The following is a 22642-nucleotide window of genomic DNA, read 5'->3' as shown; positions in this document are numbered from 1 at the left end:
AATTAAAACTCTAAATTAACTCCAAAGTTAAATACACGCTGAATTGGGTAATTAAACGCGTTACCCGCTTGTTCAGGATCCCAAAGTTTAAAACTTCTTATTTGCAGTAAATTATTACCTGAACCGTATAGACGAATATTTTTCAAATGAACTTTTTTTGCAAAATCCTTTGAAATATTATAACCGACCTCAACTGTCTTTAGCCTTAAAAAAGCTCCGTTTCTCATCCACCATGTACTGGAAACGCTATTATTAGAAACATTCTCTGGGGATAAACGAGGATAAAATGCAAATAAATCCCTTGTATCTTCTGACCAATGACTATCCGCGATTACCTGTAATAAAGCTCTATTCGTGTTCATATTATTGGTAGATGCGTTATTTACGTTTGCAAAAGGCGCAATTGCATTAGGACTTATCCAAAACGAAGAAAGCGCAGAGCCCTGGAAAAAACAGTTGATGTCAAAATTCTTATAACCAAGAGACATCCCGAATCCATAAATAATTTCAGGAGTAGTTGGATATCCAATTGGCACCATATCACTTTCGTCAACACGCCCATCTTTATTAATATCCTTGTATTTTAGGTCGCCGGGTTTATATTCTCCAAAAGTTTGTACTGGAGAACTTTTAATTTCCTCATCATCCAAAAAGTATCTTTCTGCTATATATCCCCAGCGTTGAGAAATTTTTTGATTCGCATGAACTCTCCATGGAGTGGTAGCATAGTCTGGTTCTTCATATAATTCAAATCTACTAGAAGCATAAGTGAAATTACCTCTAATAATAGCCCATAGACCAGAAGAGAATGTTTTATTGTAATCGAATGAAAAATCAACACCACTACCTTTAGCTTTTCCAATATTTGATTTTGGCGTAGCTTGCAATCCCATTGTACTTGGGATATCAGATCTTGTTTGTAAAATTTTACTCCTTTGTTCTGTAAAATAGTCAACTTGAATATTTACGCTATTCTTCAAGTTAAGTTCCAGGCCAAAATTACCTTTTCTACTTACTTCCCAGGTAATAAATGGATCTGAATATCGTGAAATTGAAATCCCAGGAACATTATATCCGAAGTTTTCACCAAAGGTAAATCCACGTGCGGAATTAGCCATATTCACATTAGAAAGATAATAGAATCTATCTACTGTCTCTCCAATGGCATCATTCCCCACTAAGCCATAAGTTGCTTTCAATTTTAATTTCGAAACCACATTTTTTAGCGGTTGCCAGAATTTCTCATTAGACACCACCCATCCTACACCAGCTGAAGGGAAAAACCCCCATCTTTCGCGCTTAGCAAATCTTTCAGAGCCATTGTATCCAAAATTAGCTTCCGCAAAATAACGATTGTCATAACCATAAGTAAGTCTACCTGCCAGACCAGCATTACGTTGAGGAAGAGAACTTTGCAAATCATTATAAGATCCATCCTTATTTTCCCTGGAAGTAAAAACCAGCATTGCTGAAACCGTACTTTTTTCTTTAATTACAGTATTATAATCTAAAGCTGTTTCCAGATACATGGTATTGGTCACAACTCTATCCGAAGGTATATAATCTAAAAAGTCAGTGCCCGCATTAGGATTCAAAGCATTCAATTTATAATCTGTAGCTCCCATCAATAATGGAGTTAGGGCATAGAAAAAAGGGTTATACCGTCTGCTAACACTCAAGTCAGCAAATCGATTCACATTATACATACCTCTAAAGCCCAATCCCTTGACAAGGAAATCCAAATTTTGCTTCAATCCAAATTGAACATACATGGATGAACGGTCTTGAGATTTGTACCCCTTCATCATCTCAGCATAGGGATTCAGATACTCTCCATTTTCATTATTCCCAAAAAGAATATGATTTGTGTAAATACTACCCGCATCTGGCGCATAAAATGGTAAAAATTTAACGGGATTAGCTAAAACAGCCTTATTGTATAGGCTTGTTCCTCCATCTAAGGGTCCATTATAATTATCAAACGTTCCGCTCAATCGTACGATAGCTTCAGTTGTACTTGTTAAATTTACATTAACATTGGATCGTAGGGAATATTTATTGATCTTAATATTATTATTAAAATTCTGTCTTTTATCCATTTTAATAATACCGTTATCTAAAGCATTAGAAGCTGCTATGTAGTATCGGGCAACTTTTCCACCACCGCTAACATTTAAATTATAGCGTTGATTTATGGTCATTTTATCCAACAATACATCTTGCCAGTCAATGGCAGGATATCTCATAGGATCTTTTCCCAATTCGGTATAATATATGTCGGCTTCATTATTAGGCAACCTTGTTCCCGGCATTCTTGTTCTTACCCCTTCATTCTGCAATTTCATAAATGTTACAGGGTCTGCAAAGCGCACATTCTCGGTTGGAGAAGAAGAAGAAGTTTCCGCGCGAAATTGAATCTTCGCCACACCGTCCTGGCCCTCCTTAGTTGTCACTAAAATGACACCGTTTGCTCCCCTTGCTCCATAAAGTGCTGTGGCATTAGCATCTTTCATAATTGAAAAACTAGCGATATCATCAACAATCAAACGAGATAAATCTCCACTTGTCATTTCTACCCCATCAATCAAAATCAATGGGTTTGCCTTTCCTGTTCCAAAAGTTGTTACTCCACGGATAAAAAACTGGGCATCATCCATACCCGGTTCACCGGTCCTTTGATAAGCGATAACACCAGCTATACGGCCAGCTAAAGCTGTAGTAAGATTACTCGAAGGGACCCTCAAAGTTGAAGGTGTAATCGTGGTAACAGATCCCACTATCGCCTCCTTTCTTTGCCTTTGACCGAATGCTGTAACGACAACTTCATCAAGCCCGGCATCATCCTCTTCCATAAATATCGTATAATTTGCATTAGGAGCAATTTGATGGGATACTGTTTTGTAGCCGACATATCTAAACTCCAATGCTTCTGCACCTGGAGGTATATTGATGGTAAAACGGCCATCCTTATTAGTTTGAACTGAGGACTTAGTACCCTTAATTGATATAGTAACCGCTGGAATCGGCTTTCCGTCTTTCTTATCCATTACCCTACCCTGAATTTCTTGCCTTTGGGCAACCTTATTTTCCGTAATGACTACAGTTTTATTTTGGATCGCATAACTAATCTGCTGACCGGAAAAAATAAGTTGAAGCACATCTACAAATTCTGCGTTTTTAACATCAACAGTTACCGGTCTGGCATTTTTAAGCAAGTTATCAGTGTAAAAAAAATCGTACCCACTTTGTTCCTTCAAGTCCTTTAAAATAGACTTAAGAGGCGTATTCGATCTCGACAGTGTTATTTTTTGGGCGAAGCTCGACGCGCTCACCTGCATTAGAGATGCTATTAATATTACGATGGTTAAGCGCATAGTTAGCAATATTTTAAGGTATAGCCGTTTAGGCATACCCAGTTTCCTAGTATTTTTATACATTAGTGGTTGGTTTGGTTTAGGCAGATACCTTTTCTTTCGACGGGCCAGGTATCTGTAGTTTTAACAGTTTGTTTTTAATTAAATGTTCCAAACTACAACCAGGAGTGCCACAAAGCACTTCTGGTTCGTTTTCTATTTTTATACTATCGTAGTTTTACTTTCATATTTTTAAGCTAATTGTGAATAATCTTGTTGATTTATTTCGATACGTAAATTTTTCTTCCCTCAATCTTAAAATGTACTGTTTTTGTCAATTCTACAACCTGAAGCACTTTTGATATATTGTCGAACCTGGAGATATTTCCAGTGAATTTTTCAAGTGTTTTATCTCCGACATACACGACTTCTACATTGTACCAGCGTTCAACCAATTTCATTACCCTTTCTATCGGTTCACTTTCAAATACAAACTTATTGTCCTTCCAGGCTATGGCTAAATCAGTATCTGTTTCCTCAACGCTCATTTTACCGTCAATAAGTTTCGCCTGTTGACCCGGCTTTAAAATCCTAAAATTACCAAAGGCGCTCAGTTTAACACTTCCCTCAAGTAAGGTGGTTTTTTCTACAGCATCATCCTGGTAACTACTGATGTTAAAATGTGTACCTAAAACTTCTACCTCCTGGTTGTGTGTTTTTACAATAAAAGGGTGCGCTTTATCTTTAACAATTTCAAAATACCCCTCACCTTGAAGACTGACAATCCGCTTTCCATTCTCAATCAATGACGTCTTATAGGTTAAACTTGAAGCTGCATTTAAATAGACTAAAGATCCATCTGGTAAGCGAACCTGGTAAGTTTGCCCCTTAGCAGTAGACAAGGTGTTTAATCTGTTTAGTTCAACAGAAGACTGCTCGATTTCATACACCAGACTACCATCGGAAGATTTTGTGATGACCACACCAGATTCTCTGGCCAGCTCCCCATTTACCGCATTTGATAACTCAATCGTTTTACCATCTGCAAGTGTAAGGGTCGCACCAACACTTCCAGGCACAATCTCTTTAGCAGTTAACCGGATCGGGTGTATGCCAGTTCCATCATTAGTTTTGAAGAAATGAACACCAAAAAATACTAAAGCTGCTATTGCAGCAACTGCCACAATACGATACCATAGCTTTAGCGCTCTATGTTTGTACATTGACCTTCCTCCATCCTCAGCATGAATTTGCAAGAACAAATCGGTATCAACTTTAGCAACAAGTTCAACAATCATAGGGTTGAACGGATAACTTTCATCCTGTACATCTAAAGTCTCTACAATCATTTCTCTCAACAGAGCGCTATCTTCATCAAGGTGAAAATGATCCATCAGACTCTGCGTTTCTTCTAAAGTGCAGTGTCCAGCCAGATACTTTTCAAAGCGTAATTTGAGTTGTTCGGAATTTTTCAAGATTCAATTTTTACAGCTAATACGGAGCTGCGGGAAAAAGTCCTTAGTCTGTTAAGAAAATATTAATAAATAAATCTCAGAACAGTAAATAACACCAGAATGAAGTTAGAAGCCTTTCAATAAAAGGCCCAAAAAAATTGGAACAACTATCCCTGCTGAAGGCTTAAAGTGATTTCTCAAGAACCTATTGGCCTGCAACATGTGACTACTGATCGTTTTGGCATTAATACCCAGAATCTGTTCGACCTCTTTATAAGACTTACCTTCCAGTTTACAAAGCGTAAACACTTGTTTCCGTTGTGGTGGCATTAGGTCAACAACCTTTTGAAGCAATTCGGCATTTTCCTTACTGAGTATATCTTCCTCAATATGCAAGTAAATCTCAGAACTAGTATCCATTATCTTATTCATCAATCTTTTATCTTTGGCAGCTTTTCGGAAATAATCATACACAAGATTTTCTCCAATACGAAATAAGTATGATTTAAAAGATTTCTCAGGATCTATCTGAGCTCTCCCCTCCCATATTTTAAAGAAGAGTTCCTGTAAGATTTCCTTCACCAGATCATCAGACTTGAGTAGTTTAAACAGGTTCCCCGCCAGTCTAAACTTATAATTATTGTACAAAATCTCAAAAGCGAGTTCGTCTCCCTGCTTCAGCTGAAGTAGCAGAGTTTTCTCATCAGTTTTAGTAATGGTAGCCATCAATTATTTCCATGTACATACTTACGATGCAAATGTATTTAAAATCTCATCTTCTATAACACTATTCTATTGATTAATATTTATCATGTATATTTTTTTAAAGGAAATCCGTATTCCCGAATCAGCAATTCATTCGCATTGTGCTGGAAGATTGGGATCAGAATTTACACTACTCTGATCCCATTCGACTAATTTTTATATAATCCTAGTTCTACAATACATGACTTATTTGGTTCAACGGTATCATAATTTGACTTTACAATAATTTTAAAATACCTGAACGTTTTAGAAGAACCGAAAGGAATTTTAGATTCCGTGTCAACCTTTGGTACGACAAAATTACCAGCAGAGGTCCAGGTTAGATTATCGGAACTGGTCAGGATCTCCACATCTTTTACAGCACGGTATGCGCCCGATCGTAGGAGGATTGTAAAACCATCAGCAGTAACACTATGAGAAATGTCGATGGTAACATAGTGAGGTAAAACTGCTGCCGGAGAGGAATACTTGGCGAACCAAAAAGTATTTTTATCATCATCTATCATGTAACTGGCGGGTTTGTTCTCTGCTACAGTTTCCTGCGAACTAAAATCAATTACCGTCCATTCACTTTTATCAAAACCAGATGGAGCAATATTGATAACCGGAATGTTATTTAAAAAGTTAAAATTAAAGGTAGTGTTCGTGATCTTTCCATTTTCGTGAACCAGTTTTACTTTTAATTCTGCAGGATTATTAGCTTTATAAGTATCACTCATTTCAGTCATCGGTAATTCCACATAAAAACTATCAGTCCCTATTACTTTCGTGCTCCAGGTTACTGCATTATAGTCTTTATTCACTCCAACTCCTTCATTATTATGATTAGGATCCAGATAATAGGTCACATCGGTAACCGGTACGCTGCTGGTAAATCTTCCCGAGGCAATAATGACTCCTTTAGCAACTGAATAAGAGGCATACATTCTTTTGATCTTAGCTGTTACCGCTCCATAATAAGTGATGGAAGTATTCTTTTGGAAAACCTGATTGGTATTTAAAATAGCACAATCGGCTTCAGTAAGAAAGGTAGGGGATTTTCCGTAAGTTCCATTACCACTCCCCATTAAGGAAGTCCCGTAGTTCGGGTCATTTATCCTTGACTCCCGTTGTCTGTTGTGGGGTAAATTTATACCGTGTCCTAATTCATGCATTAAGCCCCCGATCCCAGTAGTGCTGGTAACCTCTTCTCCTCTGTCCGGCCAAAAACAGCTTCTTCCATAACCAACGTAAGGGTTACCGATGCCACTTGGCTGCGAGGGACTGATGATAAGATTGTGGTCACCTGTTTTTTCACCAGGGTGGGCTGTAAAATAGTCTTCTACTTCAGCAAGTATACCAGCTAAATTAGCATCAGTATACTTGTCACAGGTATATTTTGCCGGTATGGTGATTATTTTAATTCTTGTTTTGCTGGGATTGGTCAATAAACCAAAAGTTTTAAATCCATAGCCATTAGCCTGCATCTGATTGCCATAATAAGTCTGTGCAGATAGCATAATATCACTCAAGCGGCGTTCATATTCTGCTTTAGCCGGGTTATCGGTAGGGACAAAATAAACCACATTTAAATTATAAGTATGATCACTTGTAAAGCCAGTATCTACAACTACCGGGGGTGTTGCTTCAACGATTTCTACCGGAACATTTTTCGTACAAGCTGCAAAAAAAAGCGGCAGGCACAACAATAGGGATGTTTTTTTCATTTTGATTAGTTTATTGGTTTATATTGATGGGTTGATTGCACTCGATCCATTGTGGGGAGAGGCGACGCTACTAATAATTAGGCTAATAGAGATCAAACATCTTCTGTTCATGCGAGAATTTGGTTAGGTTAGATATTGGCTACTATGGTACAATAGTATAGGGTAAATTTGAGGCGATCAATCGACAAATTATGCCGACAATCCTGTTTAATATGTAGGAATATTTTGTATTTTAAGTCATTTTTATACCCATAACGATATTTTAAACCCATATTAACGACAACAAGAAATATAGGCTTTGCTTGCCTGAAGGGGGCTTACCTTTCAATTGAAAATTTTCAGAACAAAAGCAAAAGGCCTTCAGAGATTAATCTAAAGGCCTTCGGTTAAATTTGACTATCCGACACACACTATCAGCCATTGACATGAAATTTTCCCTATCCCATAATTAATTAATATTTTTTTCCATATTCTATAATTTCACTCTCTAAAAGCACGAGTTGTTCTTTGCCATTTTTTAGGGTTGCAGTTGCCGTTTTACTTATTTGGTTGATATTAAATTCCAATTCAGCACGAGTGTTTTTTCGGAGGTTAAAAAAAGTATCAAATTTCTTAAAGGTTTTCTCTTCGTTAAACTCAAAATCTACAGCGCAGCGATTGCCATTTTTGTCGTACCATTTTATGTATACATTTTCTGGAATACCCCGTTTTTCATGCACATTGTTTTGCAGGCTTTCATCCAAAAACACAAAACGTTCGGCGTTATAAAAGCTAAAATCGGCGTCATGGATTTTTATTTCCGGGGATATTACAAACGTTGGACGCCAGTTGTAACTTGTTCGCAGTTTATCCCAATAACCATAAGGAATGGGCTTATTTTTTGTAAGTTGCTGTATTTTTAAAGGTACAATCATAGTATCCGTTAATACTTTTTTGCGCCATTCGAGGTTAAATAAATTGCCATATTCTAGCTTCCCTTTGTTGGAAACTGGTGTAGAAATGGTTACTTTTTCGGCTTGGAAATGTCCAATTTCTATTCGGCGACGACCAGTTCCATCCGCCCAAATCACCATCAGGCCACCGGGCGCAAAACCTATAATAATCTTGTCATAGTTTTCCTCAAAATTCCGGGCACCTCTTTTATCAGCATAAGGCTTGCTGAAAAGCATTTGCAATTTATTATAATCGATAGGGCTATTCACCCGGTAAAAAATATCTTCAGCAAAAGAATACCAGGTAATATCCAGCGCTTTGGGCAGTGACATTGTTTGTTTACCAGTATCTCCCCCATCTTCTCCCCATTGCGCTTCGTAATTTACGGTGTTGCCTTCACTAAAAGTAAATTCATACTTTTCACCTTTAGGAAAAATAAAATAACCCTTATACAATTGCACAGGATAGGCCGTTGGGTTGCTCATGGAGCCATGCCATTCATAGTAGCCTTCTTTTATATTATTTGCAATGGTTTCGGCCTTTTGTTTTGCCCTATTATATTGATGGGTATCCAGGGCAATGCTGTATGTTATCGGTATTGAAATTACACATATGATAATAACGGCAACCAATGTTTTATATGACTTAATAGCCCAACCTATTATTAAACTGCTAAAAACTGCGAGAAAACTACTCAGGATTAAAAATATGGGGAACATTTCGAAAATGAGATCACCTAAATCCGCATACAGCTTGTGTTCATAAGCATCGCCGATTGAACCGACAAATAACAGCACTGGCAAAAGCACACAGAAAGCAAGATAAAATACAAAACCATAAGCAAGTTCGAAGAAGATATCTGGCTCATGAAGCAGATTTAGCTTTCTACGGATGTAGTTAAAATGAAAATAGAAAATCGTCATTAAAATAACATATGGCGAACAGCATAAGGTTGCATACACCAAGTTTAAATCGGCATTTTGCGTACTTAGCATAAAGAACAAACCCAATATGGCAACCAGGATAGCGGAGATGATAGATTTGAAAGTCATTGGATTCGATTTTATATTTTTACGCTTATTTTTTTAAAGTCTCCATTTTCATCTTCTTCCCAGGGATTCTGTCCAATCAAATAATAACTGCCATTCTCTTTTATTATTCTATTTTCAAAATCCTCGTCATCCGAAATAAATGCTTTAGTTATCGCGATTATTGTCCAGCTTTTGTTTTTAAAAGACCAAACAGAAACATCGTTCCACCAACCTGCATTTGTTCGAGAAAAAATTAGCATTTCATTCGCATTGTCATTATTCAAGTCTTCAGTTCTTGATATAAAAACGCCTAAACTTTGGTTCAAACTTATTTTGGGGATATTTTCATTAAATTCAACATTGATGTAACCGTTTTTCTCATCACATCCAATTTCGTCCGCTGATCCACTTAGTTGCAGATTTATATACGCTGTATCATTTATTTTGTCATTATTGACATCACCAACAAAAAACGTTTTACTTTTTCCCGCAACTATTGTTTCTACAACTTTATCATTTCCAGCATATTTGGAAGAGGTATTTCTGTTTTTACAACTAAAAGCAACTACAAGAAAAAGTATAAATCTAATTTTCATTAGTATAGATTATGGATTTTAGCGGATTCCGAGCCACCAGACTATCTGTCTGCCCGGAACCCGCTTTTTTTTCAAACGACTATTGTGCGGTAGGCATTTTTACAAATAGTTTTTACTTTTTAACGGACTTTTTTCGTTGTTTAGTAAATCATCTGCAATTTGTATCATTCCTTCGTTATTAGAACCTCCCCAAATTGCTCTTCCAAAAATATAACTGGTTGTATATTCTTTCCAGGTAGCACAATGGTGTTTTAATTCTCTGTATGATTTTTCTAAATAATCTTTCAATTCTATTTCAGAAAGATAGCCTAACTCATAACAACAACGTGATAAAAACGCACCTCTTCCATAATTCCAGGCAATATCTTTTGTCTTTTTTATCTGTGAAAAGTTAGTAATTACATTTTGTTCTATAATTTCAGGCACTATGTTGCTTAATTTTCTATATAAATCTAAATAATATTCAAAAACACCTTCCTCTTTTGGCAAGTTTGATTTCAAAATTTCAACATAATTTTCGCTACTTTCAAAAGCATCATAAACTATGTCTACGTTCAAATCTTGATTTCTTTCATGCAAATCCTGAAGAATTTCTATTGCCTTATCTCGATTATATATATCCCAATATGTTTCAACTATTGTTTTTAAAACTGATTTATTTAAACCTGTTTCATAGGAATTTAAGTACGCATATTGTTGTTCTGCGTACATTGAACTAATGAGCAAGCAGTCTAAAGAATGACCAGTCAATATATTTTTATCATTTAATCTTATGCTTTTAAAAGCGTTAAATATTTTTGAAAACAGGCTCATAGAAACTTATGCTAAGTTTAAATTTGGAAATTTGTCTTGCAATATATTTACAAATTTTTCGCCTGCTACTTGATATTTGGCTCTTGTCATTAATTGTTTTTTCAAGTTCAAAATATCTGTTGGGTCTGGCACATAGTTTAGTCTATCGTGAATTTCCAGCGATAAAGGACTACCATCAATATTGAACGTAATGATATGTGTTTTAGGTAAATATTCTTCGGAAGATTTTGAATACACACCCAATTGCGATTTTAATATACCTCCATATTGAAGTTTTGCTTCTTCAATTCGAAAATTATCAAATACGATATGCTCATCCAGTTCACCAACTGTATCGGTACTAAAAAAATGTAAATCGCTTCCACTTAAAGCCCAAAAGCAATCTGTTTCTATTCTTTTTAGCTTTACACCAATTGCAGATAATGCTACGTTTTTCATTCCATCACTTAGGATTTCCTGAACTTTATTGGTTGTTGATTGTGGAACAGACGCAGAGGTAAATGCGTCAATAGTTTTTCCTTTCATCCATTGTTTCAATTGCGAAAAGTCTTCATTTAATAGTTCTTGTTTGTAAGTTTCATACTTAGTTCTTTCAACATCGAGGTCAATTTCTGTTTTTGCCTCTTGGTGTTTTTTATTCATATATATCATAAAACACACACCTGCGATTACTAATACTACTGGAATTAAAAATAAGGGATTCATAGTTTTTTTTATTTTAAATGTTAACTGGTTTTACGTCTCTATTTTTGTTTTTCGAAGGAATACTTCCCCAAATCAATAGCCCCAGAATAATTGAAAAAACAAGCTTTCCGCCTATTGTTTTCCAAAAAGACAAAGGACTTTGTGCTGTTTCTACATCAAAGTTATGTTTCTCTTTTAGAATTTTTGCTGCTTGAGGATCAATTTCAAAGTATGTATTATTTGAAATATCACTCAATATATATCTTCCATTAGTGTTCCAAATCGACATCCAAAGAATTCCATATTCATTATTGATATACGATAGGTTTACTTTTTGTCCAGCCAATTTTTGAATTTCAGAATCTGTGGGTAATTCTTGAATAGTTTGTAATGTTTCACAAGGAAAACACACTGGAATTTTTGCTTTTGCCGATACAAAATGCATTGAAGAAAGCGCGATGATTGTTGTTAAAAGGATTTTTTTTGTCATATCTGTTTTTGTTAAATTTTTAATTTTCTGTGATTTCAATATAGTAGCGTTATACATTTTAATTTCTTTATCATGATTTAATTTTTAATGTAACCTGGATTTTGATCACCAAATAAAGGATTGTACACAAACACATCTTTGGGTATTGGTAGTATATACAACTGTTGACTGATAATAGTTGGTTTTATTTGCTTTACCGTAGCAAAAGGCAATCTAAGCAGCGCCATCCATTCCATACCATCTTCTGCAATCAAACTTTTCACGGTCTCCTTGTAAATCTCCATCAATAGATCCGAAGGTGTATTTGCATCTTCGACAGCATTGTAAGGAATGAAATTTACTGAATTGGTAATTCCGGCCTTTTCTTGTACCTCGTGAACTACGGTCTTAGCATCAGCTAAACTGCCCCCCGATCGAACAATTGCTTCGGCTTTTAACAAATAAACCTCTGTTAAGCGTAGGGCATAATCTGTTTCTGAAACTAATGTAGGAATTCCACCTACGACCATGTACTTATTTAGAAAATAACTTACAGTAGTAGTCCCCCTTTTAGGCCCTATTACCCAAGCCTGACGAGGATCGTTATTGTAAAGATCTTTCAGCATGGGTGTCGCAACATACAAAACCGAATGTCCGGGCCAATATTGCCAGCTTTTGGCATTGTAATCCAACTCTTGTCCAGCCTGTGGTTTAATTCCCAAAATAACTTCGCTACTACTTAACCCATTTTTCTGAAAAATATCCCTGGCTTTAGGCTCTAAAGTAAAAGGTCCCTCTGCTACAATTTCATCTGCCAATCCAATTAACATGGTATAGTCTGCGGCTTTACCACGACTCATTAAAACACGCATTTTTAAGGCCATGGCTGCCCATTTAGTTGCATAAACACCAGACTTTTCTTCTGAGCCGTTTGCAATAGCATCATCCAGATCCGCCAAAATAAAATCATAACTATCTTTTACAGTACTTCTTGGTTTAGCGATATTACTAATTGTAGATAGTTTATCTCTAAGCAAGACTCCATACGGACTGTCCGCTTTATACCATTCTCCATAAAACGTTAATATTTTAAAATGTCCATAAGCTCTTAAAAAACGGGCTTCAGCAATGATTTCCTTTTTTCGTGCACCAGTAAATTTATTTTCCGCCAATTTATTTACCCCGGTTACCACTCCATTTACTGCATTAATTAACTTATAAGACTCCTCCCAGTAGTAGCTTTGTATATTGGTGTTTTTATTGCTCCATTCCATTCCGAAACCACCATAGCCATAGCCCATATACCCCGCTAATTCGGCTGGCGCTACCTGGTGCGACTGCCACCTGGTTTTAGCCATAACTGCATTCGCAAAATAGTAATAGGCGCCATTCAATGCAATTTGAGCAGTCCCCTGATCAAGAATTGTATTGGCCTCAACTTTATCATTTTTGGGTAAAGCACCCAGTTCTTTTTCACAGGCACAAAAGGTTGTAAGGACCACGCCCAACACTAAATATTTATATATATATATCATGATCTTCTATTATTCATTATTTCCCATTTCTTTTATTCGCATTGCTTAATGCTCCACAGTTAAAATCCAAAACGAAGCCCTAAACTTAACTGCCTTACCGTAGGATAACTACCACTGTCGCTATATCCACCGATTAAGCTATACGGATCATTACTCACCTCCGGATCAGCGCCTGGATAATTTGTAATCGTAAAAAGATTCGTAGCAGAAACATACACCGAGGCATTGGTCAGTTTTAGCTTATCCATCAACACTTTTGGAAATTGGTAATTTAGGGTAACCGACTTTAACTTGATATAAGAAGCATCATAAACATTATTACTTGCCGATTCTGCGGTGGTAAAATCTGATTCACCTAAAATTAGTCTCGGCCTGTTTGTGTTAGGGTTTTCCGGTGTCCACCTTTCTAAAATTTTAACGCCTTTATTCGTCCTTAAAAGTGTATTCTGATTCTGTATATCCGCTAGATAAAAAATATCCCCTCCATAAGAAAAGGTAGCCAAAGCAATGAGGCTAAAATCCTTGTAGGTAATGCTATTGGTATATCCCCCATAATATTTAGGCTCCGCATGACCAATAATATCTGTTTTATTAAAAATAAAGTTTGGATTTTTAGTAGGATCCAATGCGTATCGAGCATCGCCAACACCTAGAGAGTACATTAAACTCATATAATTAGGATATTTATCTTTGAAATCATCTACTTCCTGTTGTGTTCTAAACAAGCCCTCAAAAACATTCCCATAAAGCAAGCCCAATGGCTCTCCTACTTTTAGCACCGTATTGCCATATCTATATACTTTTGGGTTAGATGGATCCGCGAAATCATTTGAGAGCGCAAGCACTTTAGATCTGTTCCCCGAAATGTTAAAAGTACCAGACCACTGCACATTTTTGTTGCGAATAAATTCAGCCCTTAGCGTAACTTCTAATCCACGGTTTCTGATGTCAGCGATATTGGCCGTTACCCCCGAAAAACCTGAAGTTCTATCTACTGTTGTAGGAAACAATACCCCCGTTGTTGATTTTTCGTAATAACCAATCCCACCACTCAAGCGCGAATTAAAGAACTGGAAATCTATGCCTGCGTCTTTCTGTAATGTTGATTCCCATTTGAGCCCTTCATTGCCCAATTGCGATGGCACCAACCCGTTTAATCCATTGTAAGATACCGGTGAATAGAGCGTATAAAAAAGATTATCAGCAATATTTTGCGTACCGGTATAACCTGCACTTGCCCTTAATTTGATCTCATCAATCCATTTTACATCTTTTAAAAAGTTTTCCTGGGAAATACGCCAGCCTACACCTCCAGATGGGAAATAGCCAACCCTATTTTTCTTCGGAAATTTAGAAGAAGCATCAGAACGCCCGGTAAACGTGAATAGATATTTTTCAAACAAGCTGTAATTCGCACGCAAGTAAAAACTGAGTAAAGAATTTTGACCAGAAACACCTGTGGCAGGCAATGTTAAAGCAGCTGAAGAAAGGTTATTTAAGTATTCGTCATCAGGAAAGCCCTGCCCACTTGCCGAAAAAGAATTGCTTTTGGTAATTTGCCATGAAGTACCTGCTAATAAACTTAACCTGTTATTTTCATTAAATTGTTTATTCCAGGTAATCGTATTTTCATAAAAGATATCGGTATGCTGCGATTGCGCCTGGGTAGCGATACCATTGTTAGAACTTCCAGGAAGACCCCCACCTTTTTGGTCACTGATCAAAACTGTACTTGGCACATAATTGTTCTGACGGTAGTTGTTATAGTTCGCAGAAACCGTACTTCTGAATTTTAAATCTTTCAGAATATCATATTCCAAAGCTAACGATCCTATTAAAGAAAGGGTATTTGCCCGGTTCACTCCTTTAAGCAGTAATAATGGATTCTGAAACCCTTCAAAATCCATTGTACCATTGTCCGACGCCACTATAATCCTTGGACTTCCATCTGCATTATATGGGTTAATTGTTGGTGGAGCAAAAAGTGCCTGTGTATACACCCCGTTTGAAATGTTATTGGTCGTTACTCCATAATCCAAATTGGTATTGATGCGGAGTCTACTCGTTATCTCATTGTCGAGATTTATTTTACCCGCTATTCTACTGAAATCAGTCCCTAAAACTACCCCATTGTTTTTGTTATAGGATAAGGAAGTATAATAACGCGAACCAGCGCCACCACCTCTTACAGAAATATCAGCATTTGTATTTACACCATTACGTAGCACAAGATCAAGCCAATCGGTATTGGCCGTTCCCATAAAATCCGGATTCGTTAAAATATCCGTGGCTACCGGATCTGGTGGATAAGTAACCGGATCATTTAAAGCTGCCCTAACATCATTCAGATTTTTAGCTGCTTCTTTTATAATCATGATGTATTGATCCCTATTTAAAAGCTTTTCTTTGATAGGTTTACTTACCCCGGTATAATAATTGGCTTCAAAAACAGGCTTTTGATTCAGTTTGCCTTTTTTTGTATTAATAATTACTACACCATTGGCGGCTTTTGATCCGTAGATCGCTGTGGCAGAGGCGTCTTTTAAGATGTCGATACTTTCAATATCATTGATATTTAAGCCCCCCAGACTATTTAATCCCCTGGCGAAAGAACCTGATACTGTATTTGCGGGATTATCACCAGCATAAGCGCCACCAAAATTCTCAACAGGACTCACAATCTCTGCAGCACTTTTCAGGTATCTATTCTGAACCTGCATTTGTACCCCATCGATAATGTATAGTGGGTCATTTCCGCCCAGTAAAGAGGTTCCACCCCTGATTCTGATCTTAGCGGCTCCACCAGGTGATCCATCAGCTTGTACAACCTGTACACCTGCGGCTTTACCAGTTAAAGCCTGATCTATGGTAGCAAAAGGGACATTTTTAAATTCAGAAACATCTACTGAAGCAACAGAACCAGTCAAGTCTTTTCTACGAACACTCCCATATCCAACTACCACCATTTCATTTAACTTGTTGGTTTCCACCTCCAATATCACCTGCATATTTCCTTTTGCCGGCAGCTCACGAGTCACGTAACCCACACAAGAAAACACAAGGGTAACTCCTTCATTGGGCACATTTAACGAAAACTCACCCTTCTGGCCAGTAACCGTACTTTTCTTACTCCCCTTTATACTTACATTAACAGATGCAAGGCTGTAGTTCTGTACATTGGTTACATGTCCTTTAATATCTATAGCATTAAAGGCAGCCAAAATCCGATCTATATAAGAAGGCTTTTTTCGTGTAATAACAATGGTCTTCTCATGAATCTCATAGGCTAACGACTGACCTTTAAAAATCTCATCAAGCGCCGCCGTTAATTGAACATTCTTAAAATTCACATTCACAACTTTAGCCTGGTCCAACAAATCGCTGCCGTAAAGTACAGCCAGACCACTTTGCAGTTTAATTTTCTTCATCACCTGCTCCAGGGAAGTATTTTTTGCAGACAAAGTGATGGTTTGGGCAAAACCAGCTGCCCCCACTTGCAATAAGCAACTGGTCATAAGAACTATGATCAATTTAACTCGCATAAACAGTTTTCTTTTATCGGTATCGCTGATTAGACGAAAAGCCGAATTCATAATCAACGATTTTGGCGGAAGCCACTGACGTGGCATACCTAGGTAAAAAGCATTTAAATTCATACTTTTGTTTAGTTTGGGTTAAGACGGTAAGTTGATAGCTAATTGTTTTTTCCGGTAACTCCGGAAGGGTTGACTCAAATTATTAGCCGTAAAGTGCTTCGAACCACTTTACGGTTTTTCATTATTATGCTGCAAAAGCAACATGCTTTAAGTCTCCCTTTAATATTTAATTCATCTTTCGTAAGGTTCTCTCATGTTCGTTGGTTCTTATCTCGTCACAATGACCTTATTGCCATCGATCTTAAAATTCACTTCCTGCGTATTTTCCAGAACTTTTAAAAGCTTAGAAATATTTTCAAATCTGGATACACTTCCGGTTAATTTAACGCCATTTAAATTGTCCTTATAAACTATCTGTACGTTATACCACCTGGCTACCTTTCGCATAATACTACTGATCTCTTCCCTGTCAAACGTAAATTCCCCCTTCTTCCATGATATTGATGCTTCCGCATCCAGATCTCTCACTTCTATTTGATTAGCACCAGTTAAAATTGCTTGCTGATTAGGTCTTAAAAAATTTGATGCTTTAGATTTAAGATTCGTAACCTTTACCGCCCCCTCAAGTAGCGTAGTCCTTATGCTACCTTCGTCTGCGTAACTATTCACATTAAAATGTGTTCCAAGTACTTCAACTTCTTGTCCTCTACTCGCCACAATAAACGGCATCGTTTTATCCTTTTCTACTTCAAAATAAGCTTCCCCAGTCAGCTCAACTTTTCTATATTTTGATTTAGTGAAATTTGAAGGGAACTTAAGTATTGAGGTTGCATTTAGCCATACTTTTGTCCCGTCCGACAAGCGTACCTGATACATCCCTCCATTCGGCGTTGTTATCGTTAAAAGCGAGGTAGGCTTACTTTCTTTAATTTCTGTGCCATCATTATAACTCAATTTGGCAGCCTCTATCACAAGGCCTTTTTTAGCATCACTAAGATTGATGTGCTTGCCATTGGATAGCGTCAAAGTAGCCGTATTGCGACCAGGTGAAATATCATTTTTATTGGTCGTTTGCGATTGGATATTAATCATGCGCTGATGAGCTACATAAAACCAGAGTCCCGCGCTGATTGCAATTGTTACTGAAGCCGCTATGGCAATTTTTGGCCATAGCTTAACCTTACTTGTCTTTTTAAATCCTTTATCACTAATTAGTTTATCATAAAGCGCATCCATTTCTTCCGGACTATGCGCTTTCTCAATGCTTTCTGGCGCCCATACCTTATCCATTGCTAAAAAAACTTCATCAGTATCTTTAGCACTATTCAAATGGGCCATCAGTTCAATATAGTCCTCTTTACTAATGGTCCCATCAGTAAATCGTTTAATTAAAGTATTTAAATGTTCCTGGTTTGCCATAGGATTTGTTACCTGCCCAATTGGGTTGATATAGGGTATTACACGGCAAAATCAAATTCGGACTAGTTGAAATGAAATTTATTTTAGTAGCACAACAGAAAGGAATAAAAAATAGACAGCATCCGACTGATTAAAATTAGTACGCAAGGTTTTCAAAGCAGCCACCAGGTGGTTTTTTACTGTATTTCTGGATAGATTTAACCGTTCTGCGATCTCATCATAATTAAGTTCTTCGTAACGACTCATCCTAAAAACAAGCTGTTGCTGTGCCGGTAAATGAATCACTGCACGCTCTGTAAATTGCCTCAGATCATTCAATAAAACCATTTCCTCGGTTTCATTACTCAATCTTTCTATATTTAACCAAAGCTCATCCATCGCTTTTTGGGAAGTAGCAATATCCCTCAATGCATTTAATGCCAATCGCCTTGTGATCGTGTACAAATAAGGTAAAATAGAACGCTCTTCGTCCAGCCTGTCTCTATTTGTCCAAACGTTTAGCAGTGCGTCATGAACAATCTCCTCGGCATGTTGCTTGTTTTTTAAAAAGCGGAAGCAAAATATATAGAGCTTGTGAAAATGCAGATCAAATACCTTTCTGAATGCCAGTTCATCCCCTGCTTTTAAAGCAAGGATAATCTTTCTTCCCTCAGTTTCTGTGTGTCCTGGCATTTAGCCGCTAAGTTAAAAATCCATTCTATAATTCTATCATAAATAACAACTCGGGCTTTTAGTTTTTATTTTGAAATTCATCCATTTATAGTTTTTATTTTTTTCAGAGCAGAGGTTTGCTTAGTGCTCATTCGTATTAGTATAAAAAAGCCATGCTATGCTTGATCTTTAGCTTATTTTTTAATAAACATGATAAAAAAATATTTACTCGTGGTTACGGGTTTTGCACTTACTTTGAGTGCAATGGCCCAACAAGGCAAGTCACTAACCGATAAAGATTATGAGCGTGCCGAGAAATTCATGTACTATAATATAGACAAGGATAATTTGAGCCCTAATTGGCTTACCGGAGATCGCTTTTGGTATTCGATTGCAACTACACAAAGGACTGAATTTATTTTAGTAGACCCTGCTAAAAAGGGTAAATCTCCAGCGTTCGACCATCAGAAAATGGCAACTGCTCTTTCTACTGTAACTGGAACAACCTATGAGGCTAACAAGTTGCCAATTACAGCGATTAATTATGCGGCCGACGGAAAGTCAATTGCTATTACAGCAGCTGGCAAGAGATGGAAAGTAGAATTACCATCCTATAAAGCTAGCGTTGATAACTCTACTCCTACTACTCAGATCGCCACCGCTCCTGAAGGTAGTGGTGCGGTAGCTGGCGGATCGCCGGATGGCACAAAAGCTGTATTTATAAAAGACTACAATTTATGGGTGCGTGATGTAGCCACAAACGAAAAAAAACAGCTTACTAAAGATGGAATTAAAGATTATGGCTATGCTACTGATAATGCTGGGTGGAAATCGAGCGACCTAGCAATTGTTAGATGGTCGCCCGACTCGAAAAAAGTAGCGACTTTTCAACAAGATCAGCGCATGAGTAGGGATATGTACCTGGTTACCACAAATGTAGGAACACCAGTATTAAAAGCATGGAAATACCCTTTACCTGGTGATAAAGAAATTCCAACAATTAGAAGAGTGATTATTGATGTAGAAGCCGGTACGGTAGTAAATTTAAAAATTGCACCAGATCCACACCGGGCCTCTTTAAGAGACGATATTGCTAGTGGTAATGCCTTAGATGATATTGATTGGAAAGCCGATGGTTCTGAAATGGCGTTTTTATCGACTTCCAGAGACCATAAAGAAGAAAAATTCCGTATTGCAAATGCTACTACGGGCGAAGTTAGAGAGGTTTTCGAAGAGGTTGTAAAAACACAATTCGAATCGGGTATTGGCGCTATCAATTGGCGTTATTTACCAAAATCGAATGAGATACTTTGGTATTCGGAACGTGATAATTGGGGGCATATGTATTTATATGATGCAACAACCGGGAAGCTTAAAAACCAAATAACTAAAGGCGAATGGGTAGTAAAGCGTTTGTTAAAAGTTGATGAAAAGAATCGTCAGCTTATATTTATGGCCGTTGGCCGCGAGCCTGGTAATCCGTATTTCGCTCACCTTTATAAAATAGGTTTTGATGGCAAAAATTTAGTTTCACTTACACCAGAGGAAGGAAACCACCAAATTTCATTCTCACCAACTGGGAATTATTTTATCGATACCTATTCTCAACCTAATGTGCCACCGGTAATGACCTATCGCAGTATGAACCGCAAACTGGTTACTGAATTGGAAAAAACTGATGTATCACGTTTACAGGCTACTGGATGGAAAGCGCCAACTCCTGTTTCGGTAAAAGCACATGATGGTACTACGGATATATATGGTTTGGTATTTACGCCAACAAATATGGATCCACAGAAAAAATATCCAGTTATCGATTATATCTACCCCGGTCCACAAGGGGGTAGTGTAGCAAGCTGGTCGTTTTCAGCTTCTAGAGGAGATAATCAAGCTTTAGCTGAGCTAGGGTTTATAGTGGTGATGATTGAGGGGACTAGTAACCCTCTCCGTTCTAAAAGCTATCATGATATGAGTTACGGTAACATGGCCGACAATACGCTTCCTGATCAAATTACCGCTATTAAACAACTGTCGCAACGTTTCCCTATCGATACAAGTAAAGTTGGAATTTGGGGTCACTCGGGTGGTGGTTTTGCCACCGCAGCAGCAATGTTTCGTTACCCCGACTTCTTTAAAGTTGGTATAGCCGAATCAGGAAACCATGACAACCGTAATTATGAGGACGATTGGGGCGAACGCTATAATGGACTGGTTGAAAATGCTAACTATGAAGCACAGGCTAATCAAAATTACGCTAAAAACTTAAAGGGTAAATTGTTATTAGTTCATGGTATGATGGATAATAACGTACCTCCATCTAACACGATGTTGGTTGTTGATGCTTTAATTAAAGCAAATAAAACATTCGACTTACTATTGTTCCCTAATAGTGGACATAGTTTTGGAGCTTCCATGCTTTACATGATGCGAAGAAGATGGGATTATTTTGTAACCAATCTGTTAAACGCTACGCCTCCTAAAGATTACCAAATTAGGGGTGCAAGGAATTAACACACCTCCAAATTCATGCATTCTAACTATTTTTTTTGTAGATTTATTAATAATTTCATAAACTTAAATTTATACAAATCATCATGAATGGTCAATTTCTTCAAAACGACCAGGACCTGATGGTTCGCCTTAAATCAGGCGACAAGAAAGCTTTTGCTACTTTATATAAATTATACGCTGAACAAATTTTTAAACGTTTGATACGACTTGTTAAACACGAGTCTATTGCTGAAGAACTGCTTCAAGATGTCTTTATGCGTATATGGGAGAATTTGGAAAACATCGATTTGGAAAAGCCATTCGGCGCTTACTTGTATCGCATAGCGCAAAATCTGGTTACCGATCTATTTCGCAGAGCAGCCTATGAAAAGCAATTGCTAGATTATCTTATCGAGGGGATGACGGAACTTTATAACCCTGTTGAGGAAAGCGAACATGGGGCAGAAGTCAAACATTTATTGCAGCAAGCTATTGATACATTGCCCACACAGCGACGAAAAGTATATATACTTTGTAAATTAGAAGGCAAAACCTATGTTGAAGCCAGCCAATTATTGGGCATGTCTGTTTCTACAATTAGTGATCATATTGTAAAAGCTAACAAAGCTTTAGCAATTTATGCTGTCAATCGGAAAATTTCCATTGTCTTGCTAGCAACATTGCTCATTTGCGACCTAACATAATTAGTTGCGTCCATACCTCATTTTACCGTTAATTCGAATTCATTAAATAATCGGGCCAATTCAAGCACCTCAAGAATTTAGTTATTTATCATTTTTATTTTAAGCAGAGCAGAGGTCAGGTGGCATCTCATTCGTATATATATAAAAGAGTCTTACTATGTTTGATGTGGATGCTATAAAGAATTTGTTTGAACGCTACGTGGATGGCCACTGTACACCGGCGGAAGTAAAGCAATTAATGCAATATTTTCATGCTGACGAAATTGGACAACTCAACCAACTGATACGCACTGACCTGGAACGGCCCGATGAAAATAATGACATTGACTATCATCAAAACATTGACCGGGTTTATGAGCGAATACAAAAACGATTGATTCCTGAGAAAAGAACCTGGAAATTGTGGTGAAATATCGCAGCTGCTTCAATTCTGATTTTACTCG

General features: G+C 37.3%; 16 protein-coding genes. 3 read left to right on the top strand and 13 right to left on the bottom strand.

Annotation, left to right across the window (positions count from 1 at the left end; all coding sequences use genetic code 11):
* Positions 1 to 2: 2 nt before the first annotated feature.
* The 13 genes from B9A18_RS01675 to B9A18_RS01615 all read right to left on the bottom strand — a co-directional run bounded on the left by B9A18_RS01675 (position 3) and on the right by B9A18_RS01615 (position 19026).
* On the bottom strand, positions 3 to 3437 hold the full coding sequence (locus B9A18_RS01675) for a TonB-dependent receptor (RefSeq protein WP_084286928.1): 3435 nt from the start codon (positions 3435 to 3437) through the stop codon (positions 3 to 5).
* Positions 3438 to 3634: 197 nt separating this feature from the next.
* Positions 3635 to 4828, bottom strand: coding sequence for a FecR family protein (locus B9A18_RS01670; RefSeq protein ID WP_084286927.1), 1194 nt, complete (start codon positions 4826 to 4828; stop codon positions 3635 to 3637).
* A gap of 105 nt (positions 4829 to 4933) precedes the next feature.
* Positions 4934 to 5533: an RNA polymerase sigma factor gene (locus tag B9A18_RS01665; protein WP_084286926.1), complete on the bottom strand. Its 600-nt coding sequence runs from the start codon at positions 5531 to 5533 to the stop codon at positions 4934 to 4936.
* Positions 5534 to 5721: 188 nt separating this feature from the next.
* Positions 5722 to 7278, bottom strand: a complete 1557-nt coding sequence (locus B9A18_RS01660) for a discoidin domain-containing protein (RefSeq protein WP_084286925.1) — start codon at positions 7276 to 7278, stop codon at positions 5722 to 5724.
* 452 nt (positions 7279 to 7730) lie between these two features.
* Positions 7731 to 9263 (bottom strand): DUF2931 family protein, encoded by a 1533-nt coding sequence (locus B9A18_RS01655; RefSeq protein ID WP_084286924.1) that lies wholly within the window; start codon positions 9261 to 9263, stop codon positions 7731 to 7733.
* An 11-nt stretch (positions 9264 to 9274) separates the two neighbouring features.
* Positions 9275 to 9838 carry a hypothetical protein gene (locus tag B9A18_RS01650; RefSeq protein WP_084286923.1) on the bottom strand — a complete coding sequence of 188 codons (564 nt, stop codon included), beginning with the start codon at positions 9836 to 9838 and terminating at the stop codon, positions 9275 to 9277.
* A gap of 99 nt (positions 9839 to 9937) precedes the next feature.
* Positions 9938 to 10651, bottom strand: a complete 714-nt coding sequence (locus B9A18_RS01645) for a DUF1266 domain-containing protein (RefSeq protein ID WP_084286922.1) — start codon at positions 10649 to 10651, stop codon at positions 9938 to 9940.
* A 6-nt stretch (positions 10652 to 10657) separates the two neighbouring features.
* The gene (locus B9A18_RS01640; protein WP_084286921.1) at positions 10658 to 11356 is read right to left on the bottom strand and encodes a hypothetical protein; all 699 of its coding nucleotides are present in this window, start codon (positions 11354 to 11356) and stop codon (positions 10658 to 10660) included.
* A gap of 13 nt (positions 11357 to 11369) precedes the next feature.
* Complete coding sequence (locus B9A18_RS01635; RefSeq protein ID WP_144009365.1) at positions 11370 to 11825, bottom strand: hypothetical protein; 456 nt, start codon at positions 11823 to 11825, stop codon at positions 11370 to 11372.
* A 77-nt stretch (positions 11826 to 11902) separates the two neighbouring features.
* Positions 11903 to 13339, bottom strand: coding sequence for a RagB/SusD family nutrient uptake outer membrane protein (locus tag B9A18_RS01630; protein ID WP_084286919.1), 1437 nt, complete (start codon positions 13337 to 13339; stop codon positions 11903 to 11905).
* Positions 13340 to 13398: 59 nt separating this feature from the next.
* Entirely contained in the window at positions 13399 to 16854 is a 3456-nt protein-coding gene (locus tag B9A18_RS01625; protein ID WP_235005210.1) for a TonB-dependent receptor, read from the bottom strand.
* Positions 16855 to 17202: 348 nt separating this feature from the next.
* On the bottom strand, positions 17203 to 18354 hold the full coding sequence (locus B9A18_RS01620) for a FecR family protein (protein WP_084286918.1): 1152 nt from the start codon (positions 18352 to 18354) through the stop codon (positions 17203 to 17205).
* 78 nt (positions 18355 to 18432) lie between these two features.
* On the bottom strand, positions 18433 to 19026 hold the full coding sequence (locus B9A18_RS01615; protein WP_084286917.1) for an RNA polymerase sigma factor: 594 nt from the start codon (positions 19024 to 19026) through the stop codon (positions 18433 to 18435).
* Positions 19027 to 19215: 189 nt separating this feature from the next.
* On the opposite strand from B9A18_RS01615, the gene B9A18_RS01610 reads away from it, so the two are divergent.
* The 3 genes from B9A18_RS01610 to B9A18_RS01600 all read left to right on the top strand — a co-directional run bounded on the left by B9A18_RS01610 (position 19216) and on the right by B9A18_RS01600 (position 22608).
* Positions 19216 to 21516, top strand: coding sequence for a S9 family peptidase (locus tag B9A18_RS01610; RefSeq protein ID WP_235005209.1), 2301 nt, complete (start codon positions 19216 to 19218; stop codon positions 21514 to 21516).
* Positions 21517 to 21599: 83 nt separating this feature from the next.
* Positions 21600 to 22199: an RNA polymerase sigma factor gene (locus tag B9A18_RS01605; protein ID WP_084286916.1), complete on the top strand. Its 600-nt coding sequence runs from the start codon at positions 21600 to 21602 to the stop codon at positions 22197 to 22199.
* Between the two features lie 184 nt (positions 22200 to 22383).
* The gene (locus B9A18_RS01600; RefSeq protein ID WP_144009364.1) at positions 22384 to 22608 is read left to right on the top strand and encodes a hypothetical protein; all 225 of its coding nucleotides are present in this window, start codon (positions 22384 to 22386) and stop codon (positions 22606 to 22608) included.
* Positions 22609 to 22642 lie beyond the last annotated feature (34 nt).

Source organism: Pedobacter nyackensis (assembly GCF_900176505.1).
Lineage (GTDB): Bacteria > Bacteroidota > Bacteroidia > Sphingobacteriales > Sphingobacteriaceae > Pedobacter > Pedobacter nyackensis.
Note: the sequence above shows the minus strand (reverse complement) of the source record. Positions and strands in the feature narration are given on the sequence as shown.